General features: G+C 56.2%; 14 protein-coding genes. 7 read left to right on the top strand and 7 right to left on the bottom strand.

The window, feature by feature from the left end; all coding sequences use genetic code 11:
* The first annotated feature begins 102 nt into the window (after positions 1-102).
* Entirely contained in the window at positions 103-1,203 is a 1,101-nt protein-coding gene (gene trmA, locus MKleb_RS00865; protein WP_014227442.1) for a tRNA (uridine(54)-C5)-methyltransferase TrmA, read from the top strand.
* A 46-nt stretch (positions 1,204-1,249) separates the two neighbouring features.
* On the opposite strand, the gene MKleb_RS00860 is transcribed toward trmA, so the two are convergent.
* On the bottom strand, positions 1,250-1,609 hold the full coding sequence (locus tag MKleb_RS00860; RefSeq protein WP_004856046.1) for a YijD family membrane protein: 360 nt from the start codon (positions 1,607-1,609) through the stop codon (positions 1,250-1,252).
* 15 nt (positions 1,610-1,624) lie between these two features.
* Positions 1,625-2,260, bottom strand: coding sequence for an HTH-type transcriptional repressor FabR (gene fabR, locus MKleb_RS00855; protein WP_004107582.1), 636 nt, complete (start codon positions 2,258-2,260; stop codon positions 1,625-1,627).
* A 196-nt stretch (positions 2,261-2,456) separates the two neighbouring features.
* Here fabR and sthA point away from each other — a divergent pair, with 196 nt between their 5' ends.
* Positions 2,457-3,857 carry a Si-specific NAD(P)(+) transhydrogenase gene (sthA, locus tag MKleb_RS00850; protein WP_025106573.1) on the top strand — a complete coding sequence of 467 codons (1,401 nt, stop codon included), beginning with the start codon at positions 2,457-2,459 and terminating at the stop codon, positions 3,855-3,857.
* Here sthA and oxyR read toward each other — a convergent pair.
* The 4 genes from oxyR to argC form a co-directional block, all read right to left on the bottom strand.
* Positions 3,840-4,757, bottom strand: coding sequence for a DNA-binding transcriptional regulator OxyR (oxyR, locus tag MKleb_RS00845; RefSeq protein ID WP_014227441.1), 918 nt, complete (start codon positions 4,755-4,757; stop codon positions 3,840-3,842). The genes sthA and oxyR overlap by 18 nt on opposite strands.
* 267 nt (positions 4,758-5,024) lie before the next feature.
* A complete protein-coding gene (gene argH / locus MKleb_RS00840) occupies positions 5,025-6,398 on the bottom strand; it encodes an argininosuccinate lyase (protein ID WP_014227439.1) in 1,374 nt (457 codons plus the stop codon).
* Positions 6,399-6,475: 77 nt separating this feature from the next.
* Positions 6,476-7,252 carry an acetylglutamate kinase gene (gene argB, locus MKleb_RS00835; protein ID WP_086074234.1) on the bottom strand — a complete coding sequence of 259 codons (777 nt, stop codon included), beginning with the start codon at positions 7,250-7,252 and terminating at the stop codon, positions 6,476-6,478.
* A 6-nt stretch (positions 7,253-7,258) separates the two neighbouring features.
* Positions 7,259-8,263, bottom strand: a complete 1,005-nt coding sequence (gene argC, locus MKleb_RS00830; RefSeq protein WP_004870566.1) for an N-acetyl-gamma-glutamyl-phosphate reductase — start codon at positions 8,261-8,263, stop codon at positions 7,259-7,261.
* A gap of 184 nt (positions 8,264-8,447) precedes the next feature.
* Here argC and argE point away from each other — a divergent pair, with 184 nt between their 5' ends.
* The gene (argE, locus tag MKleb_RS00825; protein ID WP_025106570.1) at positions 8,448-9,599 is read left to right on the top strand and encodes an acetylornithine deacetylase; all 1,152 of its coding nucleotides are present in this window, start codon (positions 8,448-8,450) and stop codon (positions 9,597-9,599) included.
* 258 nt (positions 9,600-9,857) lie between these two features.
* The gene (gene ppc, locus MKleb_RS00820) at positions 9,858-12,509 is read left to right on the top strand and encodes a phosphoenolpyruvate carboxylase (RefSeq protein ID WP_004856030.1); all 2,652 of its coding nucleotides are present in this window, start codon (positions 9,858-9,860) and stop codon (positions 12,507-12,509) included.
* A gap of 93 nt (positions 12,510-12,602) precedes the next feature.
* On the opposite strand, the gene zinT is transcribed toward ppc, so the two are convergent.
* Positions 12,603-13,250, bottom strand: a complete 648-nt coding sequence (gene zinT, locus MKleb_RS00815; RefSeq protein WP_025106569.1) for a metal-binding protein ZinT — start codon at positions 13,248-13,250, stop codon at positions 12,603-12,605.
* 151 nt (positions 13,251-13,401) lie between these two features.
* Here zinT and MKleb_RS00810 point away from each other — a divergent pair, with 151 nt between their 5' ends.
* From MKleb_RS00810 to gldA, 3 genes are all read left to right on the top strand, one after another.
* A complete protein-coding gene (locus tag MKleb_RS00810) occupies positions 13,402-14,265 on the top strand; it encodes an AraC family transcriptional regulator (RefSeq protein ID WP_025106568.1) in 864 nt (287 codons plus the stop codon).
* Between the two features lie 205 nt (positions 14,266-14,470).
* Positions 14,471-15,133, top strand: a complete 663-nt coding sequence (fsa, locus tag MKleb_RS00805) for a fructose-6-phosphate aldolase (RefSeq protein WP_025106567.1) — start codon at positions 14,471-14,473, stop codon at positions 15,131-15,133.
* Between the two features lie 56 nt (positions 15,134-15,189).
* Positions 15,190-16,293 (top strand): bifunctional L-1,2-propanediol dehydrogenase/glycerol dehydrogenase, encoded by a 1,104-nt coding sequence (gene gldA, locus MKleb_RS00800; protein WP_014227433.1) that lies wholly within the window; start codon positions 15,190-15,192, stop codon positions 16,291-16,293.
* The last annotated feature ends 5 nt before the right edge of the window (positions 16,294-16,298 follow it).

Raw genomic sequence — 16,298 nt, 5'->3', positions numbered from 1 at the left:
ATGTCCAGACTTCTACCGTTATATTTCCTTATATCATCAGGGCTGGACATCCCCGGCGCTTTCCCTACAATCCCCGCGTACTTATTTTATTCAGGATGCATCATGACCCCCGAACACCTTCCTACCGAACAATATGAAGCGCAGCTGGCAGAAAAAGTCGTCCGTTTGCAGAAAATGATGGCGCCTTTTAGCGCCCCGGTTCCGGAAGTGTTTCGTTCGCCGGTCAGCCACTACCGCATGCGCGCAGAGTTTCGCCTGTGGCACGATGGCGACGATCTGTACCACATTATGTTCGACCAGCAGACCAAATCCCGGATCCGCGTCGAGACTTTCCCGGCCGCCAGCGAGCTGATTAATCAGCTGATGGCCGCGGTGATTGAGGGCGTACGCGATAACCCGGTACTGCGCCACAAACTGTTTCAGGTGGATTATCTCACCACCCTGAGTAACCAGGCCGTGATATCGCTGCTGTATCATAAAAAGCTCGACGATGAATGGCGTCAGCAGGCGGCGCGCTTGCGCGATGCGCTGCGGGCGCAAAATCTGAATGTGCACCTGATTGGCCGCGCCACGAAAACTAAAATCGAGCTGGATCAAGATTATATCGATGAACGCTTGCCGGTTGGCGGGCGTGAAATGATCTATCGTCAGGTTGAGAATAGCTTCACCCAGCCAAATGCGGCGATGAACATTCAGATGCTGGAGTGGGCTATCGACGCCACTAAAGGCGCAACCGGCGACCTGCTTGAGCTGTACTGCGGCAACGGCAACTTTTCGCTGGCGCTGGCGCGTAATTTCGAACGCGTGCTGGCAACGGAAATCGCCAAACCGTCCGTCGCGGCGGCGCAATACAATATTGCAGCGAACCACATTGATAACGTGCAGATTATCCGCATGTCGGCGGAAGAGTTTACCCAGGCGATGAACGGCGTGCGGGAGTTTAACCGCCTGCAGGGAATCGACCTGAAGAGCTATCAGTGCGAGACGATTTTCGTCGATCCGCCGCGCAGCGGGCTGGATAGCGAAACGGAGAAAATGGTGCAGGCGTATCCGCGTATTCTCTATATCTCCTGCAATCCGGAGACCCTATGCCAGAACCTGGAAACGCTCAGTGAGACCCACGAGATCGCGCGCCTGGCGCTATTCGACCAGTTCCCCTATACCCATCATATGGAATGCGGCGTGCTGCTAACGAAGAAGTAAAGCTACGCGAGAAAACCCGGCAACAGCGCTGCTGCCGGGTGAGAGATTATTCAGCGACCGCGTTCTTGCGGTTGCGTAACCTGTAGCCAATCCAGAACACCATAATCACCGACAGAACCGCCGGGAAGAAATTAGAGCCGATGTCCGGATATTCCGCGCGCACGACGGTACTGTAAACCAGCACCCCGAGAATAAAACAGGCAGCGGCGAGCCCCGGCAAACCCACGGGCATACTACGATTCTGATAGCGCTGATGCAGGCAGTAAACCGTCAGCACCAACGACAAAATGGGGAAGATGGAAAAAGGGACAATGGAGCTGAACAGCGCGGCGAAGGTACCATTAATGGATAAACCTGCGATCAGCGCCAGCAGCAGCGTACCTCTATCTTGTACTGAGTGTTTCATTGCTCGTCCTTCACGTTATTCGGAATGATTTGATATTTTTTCTTGTTCACGGCGATACCAGTAATACGCGCCTTTCGAGATCATTCTGAGCTGCAGCACCAGGCGTTCTTCCAGCTGTCGACGCTGCTCCGGGCCCACATCGAGAGCCTCGGCGCCAGCGCTAAATACGATGGTGACCATAGCTTCAGCCTGCGCTTCGGTAAAGGCGCGCGGCATATGGTTTTCGATTTCTAAATAGTCGGCAAGTTCCGCGATAAAATGCTGAATTTCACGCGCCACGGCGGCACGAAACGCCGCGGAGGTACCGGAGCGTTCCCGCAGCAGCAGGCGGAAGGCGTTCGGGTTGTTGCCAATGAATTCCATAAAGGTGGAAACAGAGGTGCGAATGACGCTGCCGCCTTTAGCGATACGCTGGCGCGCCTGGCGCATCAGCTGACGCAGCATGAGCCCGCTTTCATCCACCATGGTCAGACCCAGCTCATCGACATCGCGAAAATGACGATAGAAGGACGTCGGGGCGATCCCCGCTTCCCGCGCCACTTCGCGCAGGCTCAAGCTGGCAAAACTGCGCTCAGCACTCAGCTGACTGAATGCCGCTTCCACCAGCGAACGCCGGGTTTTTTCTTTTTGTTGCGCTCTTACGCCCATCACGTTGTCTGAATCCTTCCATAAGCCCTTCCGGCACTATACCAGAGATTAGAACTAATCGGTTTACACTGGATTGTGAATGATTGTTTACGAGCTGTTTCTGCTTTTATGCCGCAAAAAAGCACAACGATAATTGGGTTAAAGCGCGGCGAATGTTATCATCGTGTTTATTTTATGTATAAAACAGGTGAGTAATGCCATGTCACACTCTTGGGATTATGATGCAATTGTGATTGGTTCCGGTCCTGGCGGAGAAGGCGCCGCCATGGGGCTGGTGAAACAGGGAGCACGCGTTGCCGTCATTGAGCGCTACCATAACGTCGGCGGCGGTTGTACCCACTGGGGTACCATCCCGTCAAAAGCCCTCCGCCATGCCGTCAGCCGTATTATCGAGTTTAACCAAAATCCCCTCTACAGCGACCATTCCCGTCTTCTTCGTTCTTCCTTCGCCGACATCCTGAATCATGCCGACAGCGTCATTAACCAGCAAACCCATATGCGTCAGGGTTTCTATGAGCGTAACCACTGCGAAATCCTGCAGGGCAATGCCCATTTTGTTGATGAACACACTATCGCGCTGGAGTGTCACGACGGTACCGTGGAAACGGTGACGGCGGAAAAGTTCGTGATTGCCTGTGGTTCACGCCCGTACCATCCGACAGACGTCGACTTCCATCATCCGCGCATTTATGACAGCGACTCGATTCTCAGCCTGCATCACGAACCGCGCCATGTGATCATCTACGGTGCCGGGGTGATCGGCTGCGAATATGCGTCGATCTTCCGGGGAATGGAAGTCAAAGTGGATCTGATCAACACCCGCGATCGTCTACTGGCGTTTCTCGATCAGGAGATGTCCGACTCGCTCTCCTATCACTTCTGGAACAGCGGCGTGGTCATTCGCCACAATGAAGAGTACGAAAAGATTGAGGGCGTTGATGACGGCGTCATCATGCATCTGAAATCCGGCAAAAAGCTCAAAGCGGACTGCCTGCTGTACGCTAACGGCCGCACCGGGAACACCGACTCACTGGCGCTGGAAAATATCGGTCTGCAAACCGACAGCCGCGGCCAGCTGAAGGTCAACAGCATGTATCAAACCGCCCTGCCGCATATTTATGCCGTCGGCGATGTGATTGGCTATCCAAGCCTGGCCTCCGCCGCCTACGACCAGGGCCGCATCGCTGCCCAGGCGCTGGTAAAAGGCGAGGCATCGGCGCACCTGATTGAGGATATCCCTACCGGGATTTACACTATTCCGGAAATCAGCTCCGTCGGTAAAACCGAGCAGCAGCTGACGGCAATGAAGGTGCCTTACGAGGTGGGTCGCGCACAGTTCAAACATCTGGCCCGGGCGCAGATCGTCGGCATGAGCGTCGGTACGCTGAAGATCCTCTTTCATCGCGAAACGAAAGAGATCCTCGGGATTCACTGCTTTGGCGAGCGCGCGGCCGAAATTATTCACATCGGCCAGGCGATAATGGAGCAGAAAGGCGGTGGTAACACCATTGAGTACTTCGTTAACACCACCTTTAACTATCCGACGATGGCGGAAGCCTATCGGGTAGCGGCGTTAAATGGCTTAAACCGCCTGTTTTAACGCGGCGTCGAAATGGCCATCCATCTTACCGCGGATGGCCTCCGCCAGATGTTCATAGCGGCTACGCAGCGGCGAACCCGGGCGATAAACCAGCCCCACGGTACGTCTCGGCTCCGGCTTGATGCAGGGCACATAGACCACGCCATCGCGCTTTCTCTCCTGCGGCACGGCCAGGGCTGGCAACAGCGTGATGCCGCTACCGGCAGCCACCATGTTACGCAGCGTTTCGAGGCTCGTCGCCCGGAAATGGGTATCTTCATCGGCGCCCGCTTCAAAACAAAAGCCCATCGCCTGATCGCGCAGGCAGTGCCCATCTTCCAGCATCAGCAGCTTTTCACCGGCCAGGTCCGACATCGGCACGCACTCGCGGTTCGCCCACGGGTGATCTTCGTAGATAGCCAGCATCATGGGCTCATCAAACAGCGGCACCTCAATAAACGCTTCGCTCTCTTTGACCAGCGCCAGAATCGCGCAGTCGAGCTTACCGCTATCAAGCTGCGCTAAAAGCTGATGGGTTTGTGCTTCATGCAGATACATTTCCAGCTTGGGAAAGGTCTGGTGCAGCATCGGGATAATCAACGGCAACAGATAAGGGCCAATCGTCGGGATCAGTCCAATATGCAGCGGCCCGGACATGGTCTCTCCCTGCTGGCTCGCCATTTCCTTAAGCACTTTGACTTCTCGTAGCACGGTACGCGCCTGATCCACCAGCAGCAGCCCTGCCTGGGTGAACAGAACCTTACGGCTGGTGCGCTCCAGCAACATCACGCCGAGTTCATCCTCCAGCTTACGGATTTGCCCGCTGAGCGTCGGTTGGCTGACGTGGCAAGAATCCGCCGCACGGCGGAAGTGGCGGTGTTCGGCTAGCGCTACCAGATATTCAAGATCGCGAATATTCATTATTCATCCTCCATCGCCACGATAGTCCATGGCGATAGATAGAATAGCAACGAACGATTATCCCTATCAAGGTTTCTGTTCAATAATAAACCCATAAATGAGGAAAAGTTCAGAAAATCATTGAGCTTCCTCATCACCTCTCTACCCGGATAACTAAAGCCAACGTGAACTTTTGCGGACCTTGTGTCCGCTTTTTTTTGCATAAAAAAGCCCGGAGTTACCCGAGCTTCGTATATTTACCGCCTTAAAAGCAGCCCCGCAGGCGGATCACACCAGACGCTGTTTAGCGTCGGCAATCGCCTGAGCCACCTGCTGAGGAGAAACGCCACCTTTAGCCGCACGCTTATCCAGACACGACTGCAGCGCCAGAATCGGATAGACGTCATCCGCAATCACGGGGCTAAATTTCTGCAAATCGGCCAGAGGCAGATCCTCCAGCGGCTTGCCCTGGGCAATGGCTTCCACTACCGCTTCACCGACAATATGGTGCGCTTCACGGAACGGTACGCCTTTGGCAACCAGGTAATCCGCCAGTTCGGTGGCGTTGGCGTAACCCTGCTGCGCGGCTTCTTCACAACGCGGGCGTTTTACCTGAATACCGTCGAGCACCAGTGCCGCCATATGCAGGCAGTCGAGCCAGGTATCAAGCGCGTCAAACAGGCCTTCTTTATCTTCCTGCATATCTTTGTTGTAGGCCAGCGGTAGACCTTTGAGGGTCATCATCATGCCGGTCAGCGCACCCTGCACGCGGCCGCATTTACCGCGGATCAGCTCCAGCGCATCCGGGTTTTTCTTCTGCGGCATCAGGGATGAGCCAGAAGTCACGCGGTCAGAAAGCTCAACAAAGCCCGCTTCGCCGGTATTGAAGAAGATCAGATCTTCAGCAAAACGCGACAGGTGGACCATACCGATTGAGGCATCGGACAGCAGTTCCAGTACGTGATCGCGATCGGACACGCTGTCCAGACTATTGCGGGTCGCCGATGCGAAGCCCAGCCAGCCGGCAAGCTGTTCACGATCGATTTCATAGGCGGTACCCGCCAGCGCTCCGCAGCCCAGCGGGCTGACGTCCAGACGTTTAAGCGCATCCTGCAGGCGGCTTTCATCACGCGCCAGCATTTCGACATAGGCCAGACACCAGTGGGCAAACGTCACCGGCTGCGCGCGCTGCAGGTGGGTATAGCCCGGCATAACGGCGTCCTGATTATTCTCCGCCGTCTCAACCAGCGCGCTTTGTAGCTGACGATTCGCCGACAGCAGTTCCATCACGGTATCTTTGCACCACAGCTTCAGGTCGGTCGCCACCTGGTCATTACGGCTACGTCCGGTGTGCAGCTTTTTGCCCAGTTGGCCGACCTTGTCGATTAGCTTACCTTCCACCCAGCTATGAATATCTTCCGCATCGCTTTCAAGGATCTGCTGCGGGTTAGCCCGCACGTCTTCCAGCAGAACGTTCAGCGCCTCTTCCAGCTGTAGCTGCTCATCGGCGGACAGTACGCCCACCGTCACCAGCGCTTTGGACCAGGCAACAGAGCCAACGATATCCTGCTCCGCCAGGCGATAGTCAAAGCGCAAAGAGTCGTTGAACTGTTTGAACCGCTGATCCGCTGCCTGAGTAAAACGCCCACCCCAAAGTGCCATAACATGCTTCCTTAATATCTTTGAATTTTATTACCCGGCGACGCTACGCTTACCGGGCCGACAAAATGATAAATTGATTATGCCAGTATACGCGTGCCGATCGGCGTGCCGTTAAACAGCGCAGGGAGCTGCTCCGCGTGGCGCCAGGAGGCGATATCGACCGGGCGGCCTAATGTCCGCGCCGCGTCCAGGGCCGCATTCACTTTGACGATCATGCCGTCGGTGATAATGCCCTGCTCGATCAGCTGTTCAGCCTTCTCGGCGGTCATTTCCGCGATGCGCTGCCCTTTGCCATCAAGAATGCCGCTTACGTCAGACAGCAGAATCAGGTCTGCGCCGAGCGTTGCCGCCAGCGCGGTCGCCGCCTGGTCGGCGTTAACGTTCATCAACTCGCCTTCATCGGTGACGCCGATGGAGCTAACGACCGGCATATAACCGCCCGCCAGCAGCGTGTTAATCAGCGCCGGAGAACCCGGCTGAGCGAATCCGACATGACCCAGCTCTTCATCAAGCTGCGTCACTTTGACGCTATCGCCATCGCCGAGGAATAGCCCAACGGCAGCCAGGCCGTGCTTCTTCGCCCACGCCAGCAGCGTTTTGTTGGCGGTTCCCGCCAGCGCGCCGGTAATAATGTCGATCTGATCCGCCGGCGTGACCCGCAGACCGTTTTTCTTTTTCACCGGCAGGTTGAGCTGCTTCATGAGTTCATCCACCACGCAGCCGCCGCCGTGCACAATAATCAGCGGGCGCTGATGGGATTCGCGGTAGTTCACCAGTGCCGTAAACAGGCGCTCAAGCGCTTCTTCGCTGTCCAGCAGGACGCCGCCAAGTTTGATAATTAAAGGATTCATCATCACACCTTAAATAAGAGACTGCGTCTCAGCGAAGCCGAAACGAATATTTGCGCACTGCACGGCCTGCGCGGCCGCACCTTTCAGCAGGTTATCTTCCGCCGCCACCACGATGATATGTTCATCCTGGACCGCAAAACCGATATCACAGAATGGCAGACCCACGACATTTTTCAATGCAGGGACACCTTTATCGTATAAACGTACCAGCGGCTTATCCGCATAGGCCTGCTGGAATACCGCCGCCACCTGCTCTTTGCTCACGCCAGGCTTCAGACGGCAGGTAATGGTTTCCAGAATCCCACGCTTAAAATTGCCCAGATGCGGAGTAAAAATAACGTCCGCGCCCAGGTGGGTTGAAATTTCCGGGTGATGACGGTGGTTGAAAACGCCGTAGGGTTGCAGGCTGACTTCGCAGAAGCTATTGCCGATAGAGGCTTTACGCCCGGCGCCGCTGACCCCGCTGGTCGCGTTGATCACCGGCCACTGGTTAAGATCCAGCAGCCCCGCGTCGATCAGCGGTTTTAACGATAGCTGAGCCGCCGTCGGGTAGCAGCCCGGTACGGCGATCAGATTGGCTTCTTTTAGCTTTTCGACGCTCCACTCGGCCAGGCCGTAAACCGCCTGCTCCAGCAGTTCAGGGTGCTGATGAGTGAAACCGTAATATTTTTCATAGAAGGCGCCGTCATTAACGCGGAACGCCCCGGAAAGATCGAACACGACGCAGCCAGCGGCGAGAAACTGCGGCGCCAGGTCATGGCTTACCTCGTGCGCGGTAGCCAGAAAAACGACATCGACTCCGGCGCTAAACTCGCTGATATCGGACATCGGCTGCAGCGGCAGATCGACAATGCCTTTCAGCTGCGGATGCAAATCGGAAACTAATTTTCCCGCATCATTGCTTTGCGCGGAGACCGTCAATGCGGTTATGGTCATATGAGGATGGCGATTTACATAGGCCACTAGCTCTGCGCCGGCATAACCGCTGGCGCCCACAATCAGCGTGTTCAACATTGGGGCTCTTCACCTTCTTGCTTACGTATATTTGCCCTGGAAGACCGTTGCCTTCCCCACCCTGTTGAGCCGTAAGAGCATCATCCTTACATTCGATGGGTTTTCTTACGCTCAACGATAATGTATTTTTATTCACAAATAATGCATTAATATTGATACTATCACGACCCGAGGTGTGTCAACAATGAAAAACAAATTACCGCCCTTTATCGAGATTTACCGCGCGCTGATCGCCACACCTTCCATCAGCGCAACCGAAGAGGCGCTGGATCAAAGCAATGAGTCTTTAATCAATTTACTGGCAGGCTGGTTCCGCGATATCGGCTTTAATGTTGAAGTTCAGCCAGTCCCGGATACGCGTAATAAATTCAACCTGCTGGCCAGCAGCGGCCACGGCGCTGGCGGCCTGCTGCTTGCCGGGCACACCGATACCGTCCCGTTTGATGATGGCCGCTGGACCCGCGACCCTTTTACCCTGACCGAGCACGACAATAAGCTGTACGGTCTCGGCACCGCGGATATGAAAGGCTTCTTCGCTTTTATTCTCGACGCCCTGCGCGACGTTGACCTCACTCAGCTGAAAAAGCCGCTCTATATTCTGGCGACGGCCGATGAAGAGACCAGCATGGCCGGTGCCCGCTACTTCGCCGAAACGACCCAGCTGCGACCGGACTGCGCCATTATCGGCGAGCCCACGTCGCTGCAGCCGATACGCGCGCACAAAGGCCACATGTCCAACGCGGTTCGCATTCAGGGGCAGTCGGGCCACTCCAGCGACCCGGCACGCGGCGTCAACGCGATTGAACTGATGCACGACGCCATTGGCCGCATCATGCAGCTGCGCGACGACTTAAAAGAGCGTTATCACTACGCCGCGTTTACCGTCCCGTATCCCACACTTAACCTCGGGGCAATTCACGGCGGCGATGCCTCCAACCGCATTTGCGCCTGCTGCGAACTGCATATGGATATTCGTCCGCTGCCCGGAATGACGCTCAACGATCTCAACGGGCTCCTTAACGAAGCGCTGGCGCCGGTGAGCGAGCGTTGGCCTGGTCGCCTGACCGTTTCTGAACTGCATCCGCCGATCCCCGGTTACGAATGTCCGCCGGACCATAAGCTGGTTGAGGTCGTCGAAAAACTCCTCGGCGCGCAAACCGACGTGGTCAACTACTGTACCGAAGCGCCGTTTATTCAGACCCTCTGCCCAACGCTGGTGTTAGGCCCGGGCTCTATCAACCAGGCCCACCAGCCGGATGAGTACCTGGAAACGCGCTTTATTAAGCCGACCCGCGAGCTCATCACTCAGGTGGTTCACCATTTTTGCTGGCATTAAATAAATACCCATTCTCTCGTGCGATTTTATCGGCGCGAGAGGGTGACAATTATCACATTTTCATAAGCAACGCTTATCAAGCGACCTCCGAGTTAAATTTCGCAAATTGCCGCCATTTATTCGTTTGCTGAAGCGATTTCGCAACAATTGACGTGGGGGTTTTTACGTGGCTTTATAAAAGACGGTTGCTTATCCACTGCTCAAATTATCGAGCGCCGGATATAACAAAATAAAATGAGATGGGGTGTCTGGGGTAACATGAACGAACAATATTCCGCTTTGCGTAGTAATGTCAGTATGCTCGGTAAGGTGCTGGGCGACACCATCAAGGATGCGCTGGGAGAAAACATTCTTGATCGTGTCGAAACTATCCGTAAGTTGTCCAAATCTTCTCGCGCTGGCAATGAAGCCAACCGCCAGGAGCTGCTCACCACGCTGCAAAACTTGTCCAACGACGAGCTGCTGCCGGTGGCGCGCGCCTTTAGCCAGTTTCTGAACCTAGCGAATACCGCTGAGCAATACCACAGCATTTCGCCAAAAGGCGAAGCGGCCAGTAATCCGGAAGTGATTGCCCGCACCCTGAGAAAGCTCAAAGAGCAACCCAATCTCAACGAAACGATTATTAAACAAGCCGTTGAATCCCTGTCGCTGGAGCTGGTGCTGACCGCGCACCCGACCGAAATCACGCGGCGTACGCTGATCCACAAGATGGGCGAGATCAACAGCTGCCTGAAGCAGCTCGATAACAACGACATTGCGGACTATGAACGTCATCAGGTCATGCGCCGTCTGCGCCAGCTGATTGCCCAGTCGTGGCACACCGATGAAATCCGCAAGCATCGCCCTACCCCGGTGGATGAAGCCAAATGGGGCTTCGCGGTTGTCGAAAATAGCCTGTGGGAAGGCGTACCGAACTACCTGCGCGAGCTGAATGAACAGCTGGAAGATAACCTGAACTATCGGCTGCCGGTCGATTTTGTTCCGGTTCGCTTTACGTCCTGGATGGGCGGCGACCGCGACGGCAACCCGAACGTGACCGCCGACATTACCCGCCACGTCCTGCTGCTCAGCCGCTGGAAGGCAACCGATCTGTTCCTGAAAGATGTCCAGCTGCTGATTTCCGAGCTGTCGATGGTTGAGTGCACCGACGAGCTGCGTGAGCTGGCAGGCGCGGAAGGCGCTCAGGAACCCTATCGTTACCTGATGAAAAAACTGCGCACGCAGCTGATGGAGACCCAGGCCTGGCTGGAAGCGCGCCTGAAAGGACAGAAACTGCCGAAACCGGCGGGCCTTATCACGCAAAACGAGCAGCTGTGGGAACCGCTTTACGCCTGTTACCAGTCGCTACAAGCCTGCGGTATGGGCATTATCGCCAACGGCGAGCTGCTCGATACCCTGCGCCGCGTAAAAGCCTTTGGCGTACCGCTGGTGCGTATCGATATCCGTCAGGAAAGCACCCGCCACACCGAAGCGCTGGGCGAAATGACCCGCTATCTCGGCATCGGCGACTATGAAAGCTGGTCAGAAGCCGATAAACAGGCCTTCCTGATCCGCGAACTGAACTCCAAGCGTCCTCTGCTGCCGCGCCAGTGGGAGCCAAGCGAAGAGACGCGCGAAGTGCTCGAGACGTGCAAAGTCATCTCCGAAGCGCCGCGCGGCTCTATTGCGGCCTACGTGATTTCGATGGCCAAAACGCCGTCAGACGTCCTGGCCGTGCATCTGCTGTTGAAAGAGGCCGGCATCGGCTTCGCGCTGCCGGTCGCCCCGCTGTTCGAAACGCTGGACGACCTGAATAACGCCGACGACGTTATGACCCAGCTGCTGAATATCGACTGGTATCGCGGCTTTATTCAGGGCAAGCAGATGGTCATGATCGGCTATTCCGACTCGGCGAAAGATGCGGGCGTGATGGCCGCCTCCTGGGCGCAGTATCAGGCGCAGGACGCGTTAATTAAGACCTGTGAAAAAGCCGGCATTGAACTGACGCTGTTCCACGGTCGCGGCGGTTCTATCGGCCGCGGCGGCGCGCCGGCGCACGCGGCCCTGCTCTCTCAGCCTCCGGGAAGCCTGAAAGGCGGCCTGCGCGTTACCGAACAGGGCGAGATGATCCGCTTTAAATACGGCCTGCCGGAAGTCACCATCAGCAGCCTGTCGCTCTACACCAGCGCGATTCTGGAAGCCAACCTGCTGCCGCCGCCGGAGCCAAAAGCGCAATGGCGCGACATCATGGCCGAGCTGTCCGACGTCTCCTGCGAGATGTATCGCGGCTACGTGCGTGAAAATAAAGATTTTGTTCCTTACTTCCGTTCCGCGACGCCGGAGCAGGAGCTGGGCAAACTGCCGCTGGGCTCGCGTCCGGCCAAACGTCGCCCGACCGGCGGCGTCGAGTCGCTGCGCGCCATTCCGTGGATCTTTGCGTGGACGCAAAACCGCCTGATGCTGCCAGCCTGGCTGGGCGCCGGCGCCGCGCTGCAAAAAGTCGTTGAAGGCGGCAAGCAGAGCGAGCTGGAAAGCATGTGCCGCGACTGGCCGTTCTTCTCTACCCGCCTCGGCATGCTGGAGATGGTCTACTCAAAAGCCGACCTGTGGCTGGCGGAATATTACGATCAGCGTCTGGTGAAACCGGAACTGTGGAAGCTGGGCGAAGAGCTGCGTGAACTGCTGTCCGCCGATATCAACGTGGTACTGGCAATCGCCAACGACTCCCACCTGATGGCCGACCTGCCGTGGATCGCGGAGTCCATCCAGCTACGTAATATCTATACCGACCCGCTGAACGTGCTCCAGGCCGAGCTGCTCCATCGTTCACGTCTGGCGGAAGAGAAAGGTGAAAAACCGGACCCGCGCGTTGAACAAGCGCTGATGGTCACCATCGCAGGCGTTGCGGCAGGCATGCGTAACACCGGCTAGTTCGCCCTGAGAAACCTGTAGCCCGGCTAAGCGTAGCGCGAGCCGGGTTAAAAACCATAGCTCCGGTAAGCATCGCGTTTACCGGAGCTTTTTTTAGTGGTGCAGCATTTCGTCGACAATCTGCTCTTTATGCAGGGCATAAGGATAGTAGGTTGGCCAGTTATCCATCTCTTTCAGCAGCGCTTCCTGGGACTCATTGCCCATAAAGATATGGAAATGTTGGGACTTGCGCGGCGCGATGGTGTGATCGCTAAACTGAACAAACTTCGGCGCTTTTGAATCCGCCTGCTGGCATTCGAACAGGTAGCGCACGCCTTTTTTACCGGATGCGTAGGTCAGAATTTTGTAGCCGGAATAGGCGTACCGGCAGGCGTTGACGGTTTTCCCGACGTGAAACTCCATGACGTTATCTTCGATACCAATCTGGTCCACATCGGTAGCGTAGCCCTTCTTATAATACTCCCGATATTCCGCCACGCTTTTACCGGCTTTTTTGGCCTTCTGCTCCAGCACGGCATCTAAATCGCCGTTCAGCAGATAGGGATTAACCGACTGCCAGATACCCTCCCAGTCGCTCAGCGCCCTGTCCTTTACGTCCTGGTCGGCAAAAATGCCTTCACTCGCCTTCTGCTCCGCTTCGGTCAGCGCCGGGCCATGGCTATGGTGGCCGTGGGCGACCGCCTGACTGCTCGCCAGGACCAGGCTTACACCAAGCATAAGCGCGGAAATCTTTCGGGTCATCACTCTCTCCTGAGTTTAGGTTTGCAATAATATGTTACGATATAACATATCAATCAAATCTTACAACTCTCTTCGCAGAAAAATCGCGCGGCTTTTCCCTCTGCCAGTTTGTTAGGTATGATGAAACGGGATCGCGCGACGCGGAGAGAGAATGGATAGCGACATTAATCAGGCCATTGATTCTTTTATTAAAGGCCCGGCGGTAATCGGCAAAGTCCACTTTTCCACAGAATCCAGACCGGCTTCTGAGAAAGCGCTAAGCGTCGATTTTCCGCGCCTCGAAATCATGCTTGCGGGGCAGCTTCGCGATCCGGCGATTAAGGCCGACCAGGCGCAGCTGACGCCGCACGATGTGCTGTACGTCCCCGCAGGCGGATGGAATGACCCGCAGTGGCTGATGCCCTCCACGCTGTTAACTGTCTTATTTGGTAAGCAGCAGCTGGAATTCGTTCTACGCCACTGGGACGGCAGCGCGCTTAACGTGCTGGATAAACAGCAGGTTCCTCGCCGCGGCCCCCGGGTTGGATCGTTTCTGCTGCAGGCGCTGAATGAAATGCAGATGCAGCCGCAGGAACAGCATACGGCCCGCTGTATTGTCACCAGCCTGCTCAGCCACTGTGCCGATCTGCTGGGCAGCCAGGTACAAACGTCATCGCGCAGCCAGGCGCTTTTTGAAGCGATTCGTAAACATATTGATGCCCATTTTGCCGACCCGTTAACCCGCGAGTCGGTGGCGCAGGCGTTTTATCTCTCACCAAACTATCTTTCCCATCTGTTCCAGAAATGCGGGCCAATGGGCTTTAACGAATACCTGAATCACATCCGTCTGGAGCAGGCCAGAATGCTGCTAAAAGGCCACGATATGAAAGTGAAAGATATCGCCCACGCCTGTGGTTTCGCCGACAGCAACTACTTCTGCCGCCTGTTTCGCAAAAACACCGAGCGCTCGCCGTCGGAGTATCGCCGTCAGTATCACAGCCAGCTGACGGAAAAAACGGCTTCGCTAAAAAACTAGATTTTTGTGTGTTAAACCTGACTTTTGTGCGCTCTTATTTTCCCATTTTAATCCGGGTGGCGGGATAAATGTGATCTAAATCATCATTAACCGCAATGCGTACATTTATCCAGTTTTTGGCAAATTTGTCATCTGGCGACCCTCCGCGTGAAAGCCGTATTCTTTCCTCAACGACACTACCGAATTAAGCATTGAGGAAAGCATCATGGAACTCTATCTGGACACCGCAAACGTAGCAGAAGTTGAACGCCTGGCGCGCATCTACCCGCTGGCCGGCGTGACCACCAACCCGAGCATTATCGCAGCCGGTAAAACGCCGGTTTGGGATGTTCTTCCGCGCCTGCAAAAAGCCGTCGGTCCGGAAGGTATTCTGTTCGCCCAGACCATGAGCCGCGACGCGAAGGGCATGGTGGAAGAAGCCAAACGCCTGAGCAACGCCGTCCCCGGTATCGTGGTAAAAATCCCGGTCACCGCCGAAGGCCTTGCCGCTATCAAACTGTTGAAAAAAGAAGGTATCCCCACGCTGGGTACGGCGGTATACAGCGCATCTCAGGGCCTGCTGGCCGCGCTGGCCGGGGCAAAATATGTGGCGCCGTACGTCAACCGCGTCGACGCCCAGGGCGGTGACGGCATCCGCATGGTCCAGGAGCTGCAGTCCCTGCTGGAGCTGCATGCGCCGGAAAGCAAAGTGCTGGCCGCCAGCTTTAAGACGCCGCGCCAGGCGCTGGATTGCCTGTTAGCAGGCTGCGAAGCGATCACCCTTCCGTTAGATGTAGCGCAACAAATGCTCGGTACCCCTGCGGTAGAGTCAGCTATTGAGAAGTTTGAGCAGGACTGGAATAACGCTTTTGGAACGCTAAACCTGTAACCCGATCGGCGAGCTGCCCAGGGGGGTGGCATCACGGTCATCCAGGAGGAATAGAAATGGATCGCATTATTCAATCACCCGGTAAGTACATTCAGGGCGCGGACGTCATTACCCGCCTTGGTGGATACCTCAAGCCACTGGCAGAACGCTGGCTCATCGTGGGCGATAAATTCGTACTCGGTTTTGCCGAAGAAAAACTGCGTAAAAGCCTGGCGGATGCGGGCCTGGCTGGAGAAATCGCACCGTTTGGCGGCGAATGCTCACATAACGAAATCAACCGCTTGCGTGATATTGCCGGTTCCGCCCGCTGCACCGCCGTGCTGGGTATCGGCGGCGGCAAGACGCTGGATACCGCAAAAGCATTAGCACATTTTATGAATCTGCCGGTGGTTATTGCTCCGACGATTGCCTCCACCGACGCGCCGTGCAGCGCGCTCTCGGTCATCTATACCGATGACGGCGAGTTTGATAGCTACCTGATGCTGCCGCGCAACCCGAACATGGTCATTGTCGATACGCAAATCGTTGCAGGCGCCCCGGCGCGCCTGCTGGCAGCCGGTATCGGTGATGCGCTGGCGACCTGGTTTGAAGCGCGTGCCTGCTCACGCAGCGGCGCGACCACCATGGCGGGCGGAAAATGCACCCAGGCGGCGCTGGCGCTGGCTGAACTGTGCTACAACACGCTGGTTGAAGAGGGCGAAAAAGCGATGCTGGCGGCGGAGCAGCACGTGGTAACGCCGGCGCTGGAACGGGTGATTGAAGCCAACACCTACCTGAGCGGCGTCGGCTTTGAAAGCGGCGGCCTGGCGGCTGCGCACGCTATCCATAACGGTCTGACCGCTATTCCGGACGCTCACCACTACTACCATGGTGAAAAAGTGGCTTTCGGTACGCTTACGCAGCTGGTACTGGAAAACGCGCCGGTGGAAGAGATCGAAACCGTAGCGGCGCTGTGCCATAGCGTCGGGCTGCCTATCACCCTGGCGCAGCTGGATATTAAAGTCGATATCCCGGGCAAAATGCGTACCGTGGCGGAAGCCGCCTGCGCGGAAGGTGAAACCATCCACAATATGCCCGGCGGCGCGACGCCGGATCAGGTCTATGCCGCGCTTCTGGTGGCCGACCAGTACGGTCAACGCTTCCTGCAAGAGTGGGAATAACCCCT

The sequence above is a fragment of the Klebsiella sp. PL-2018 genome (assembly GCF_019048985.1).
Lineage (GTDB): Bacteria > Pseudomonadota > Gammaproteobacteria > Enterobacterales > Enterobacteriaceae > Klebsiella > Klebsiella michiganensis.
The sequence above is the reverse complement of the archived record's forward strand: the minus strand, read 5'-3'. Positions and strand labels throughout refer to the sequence as shown.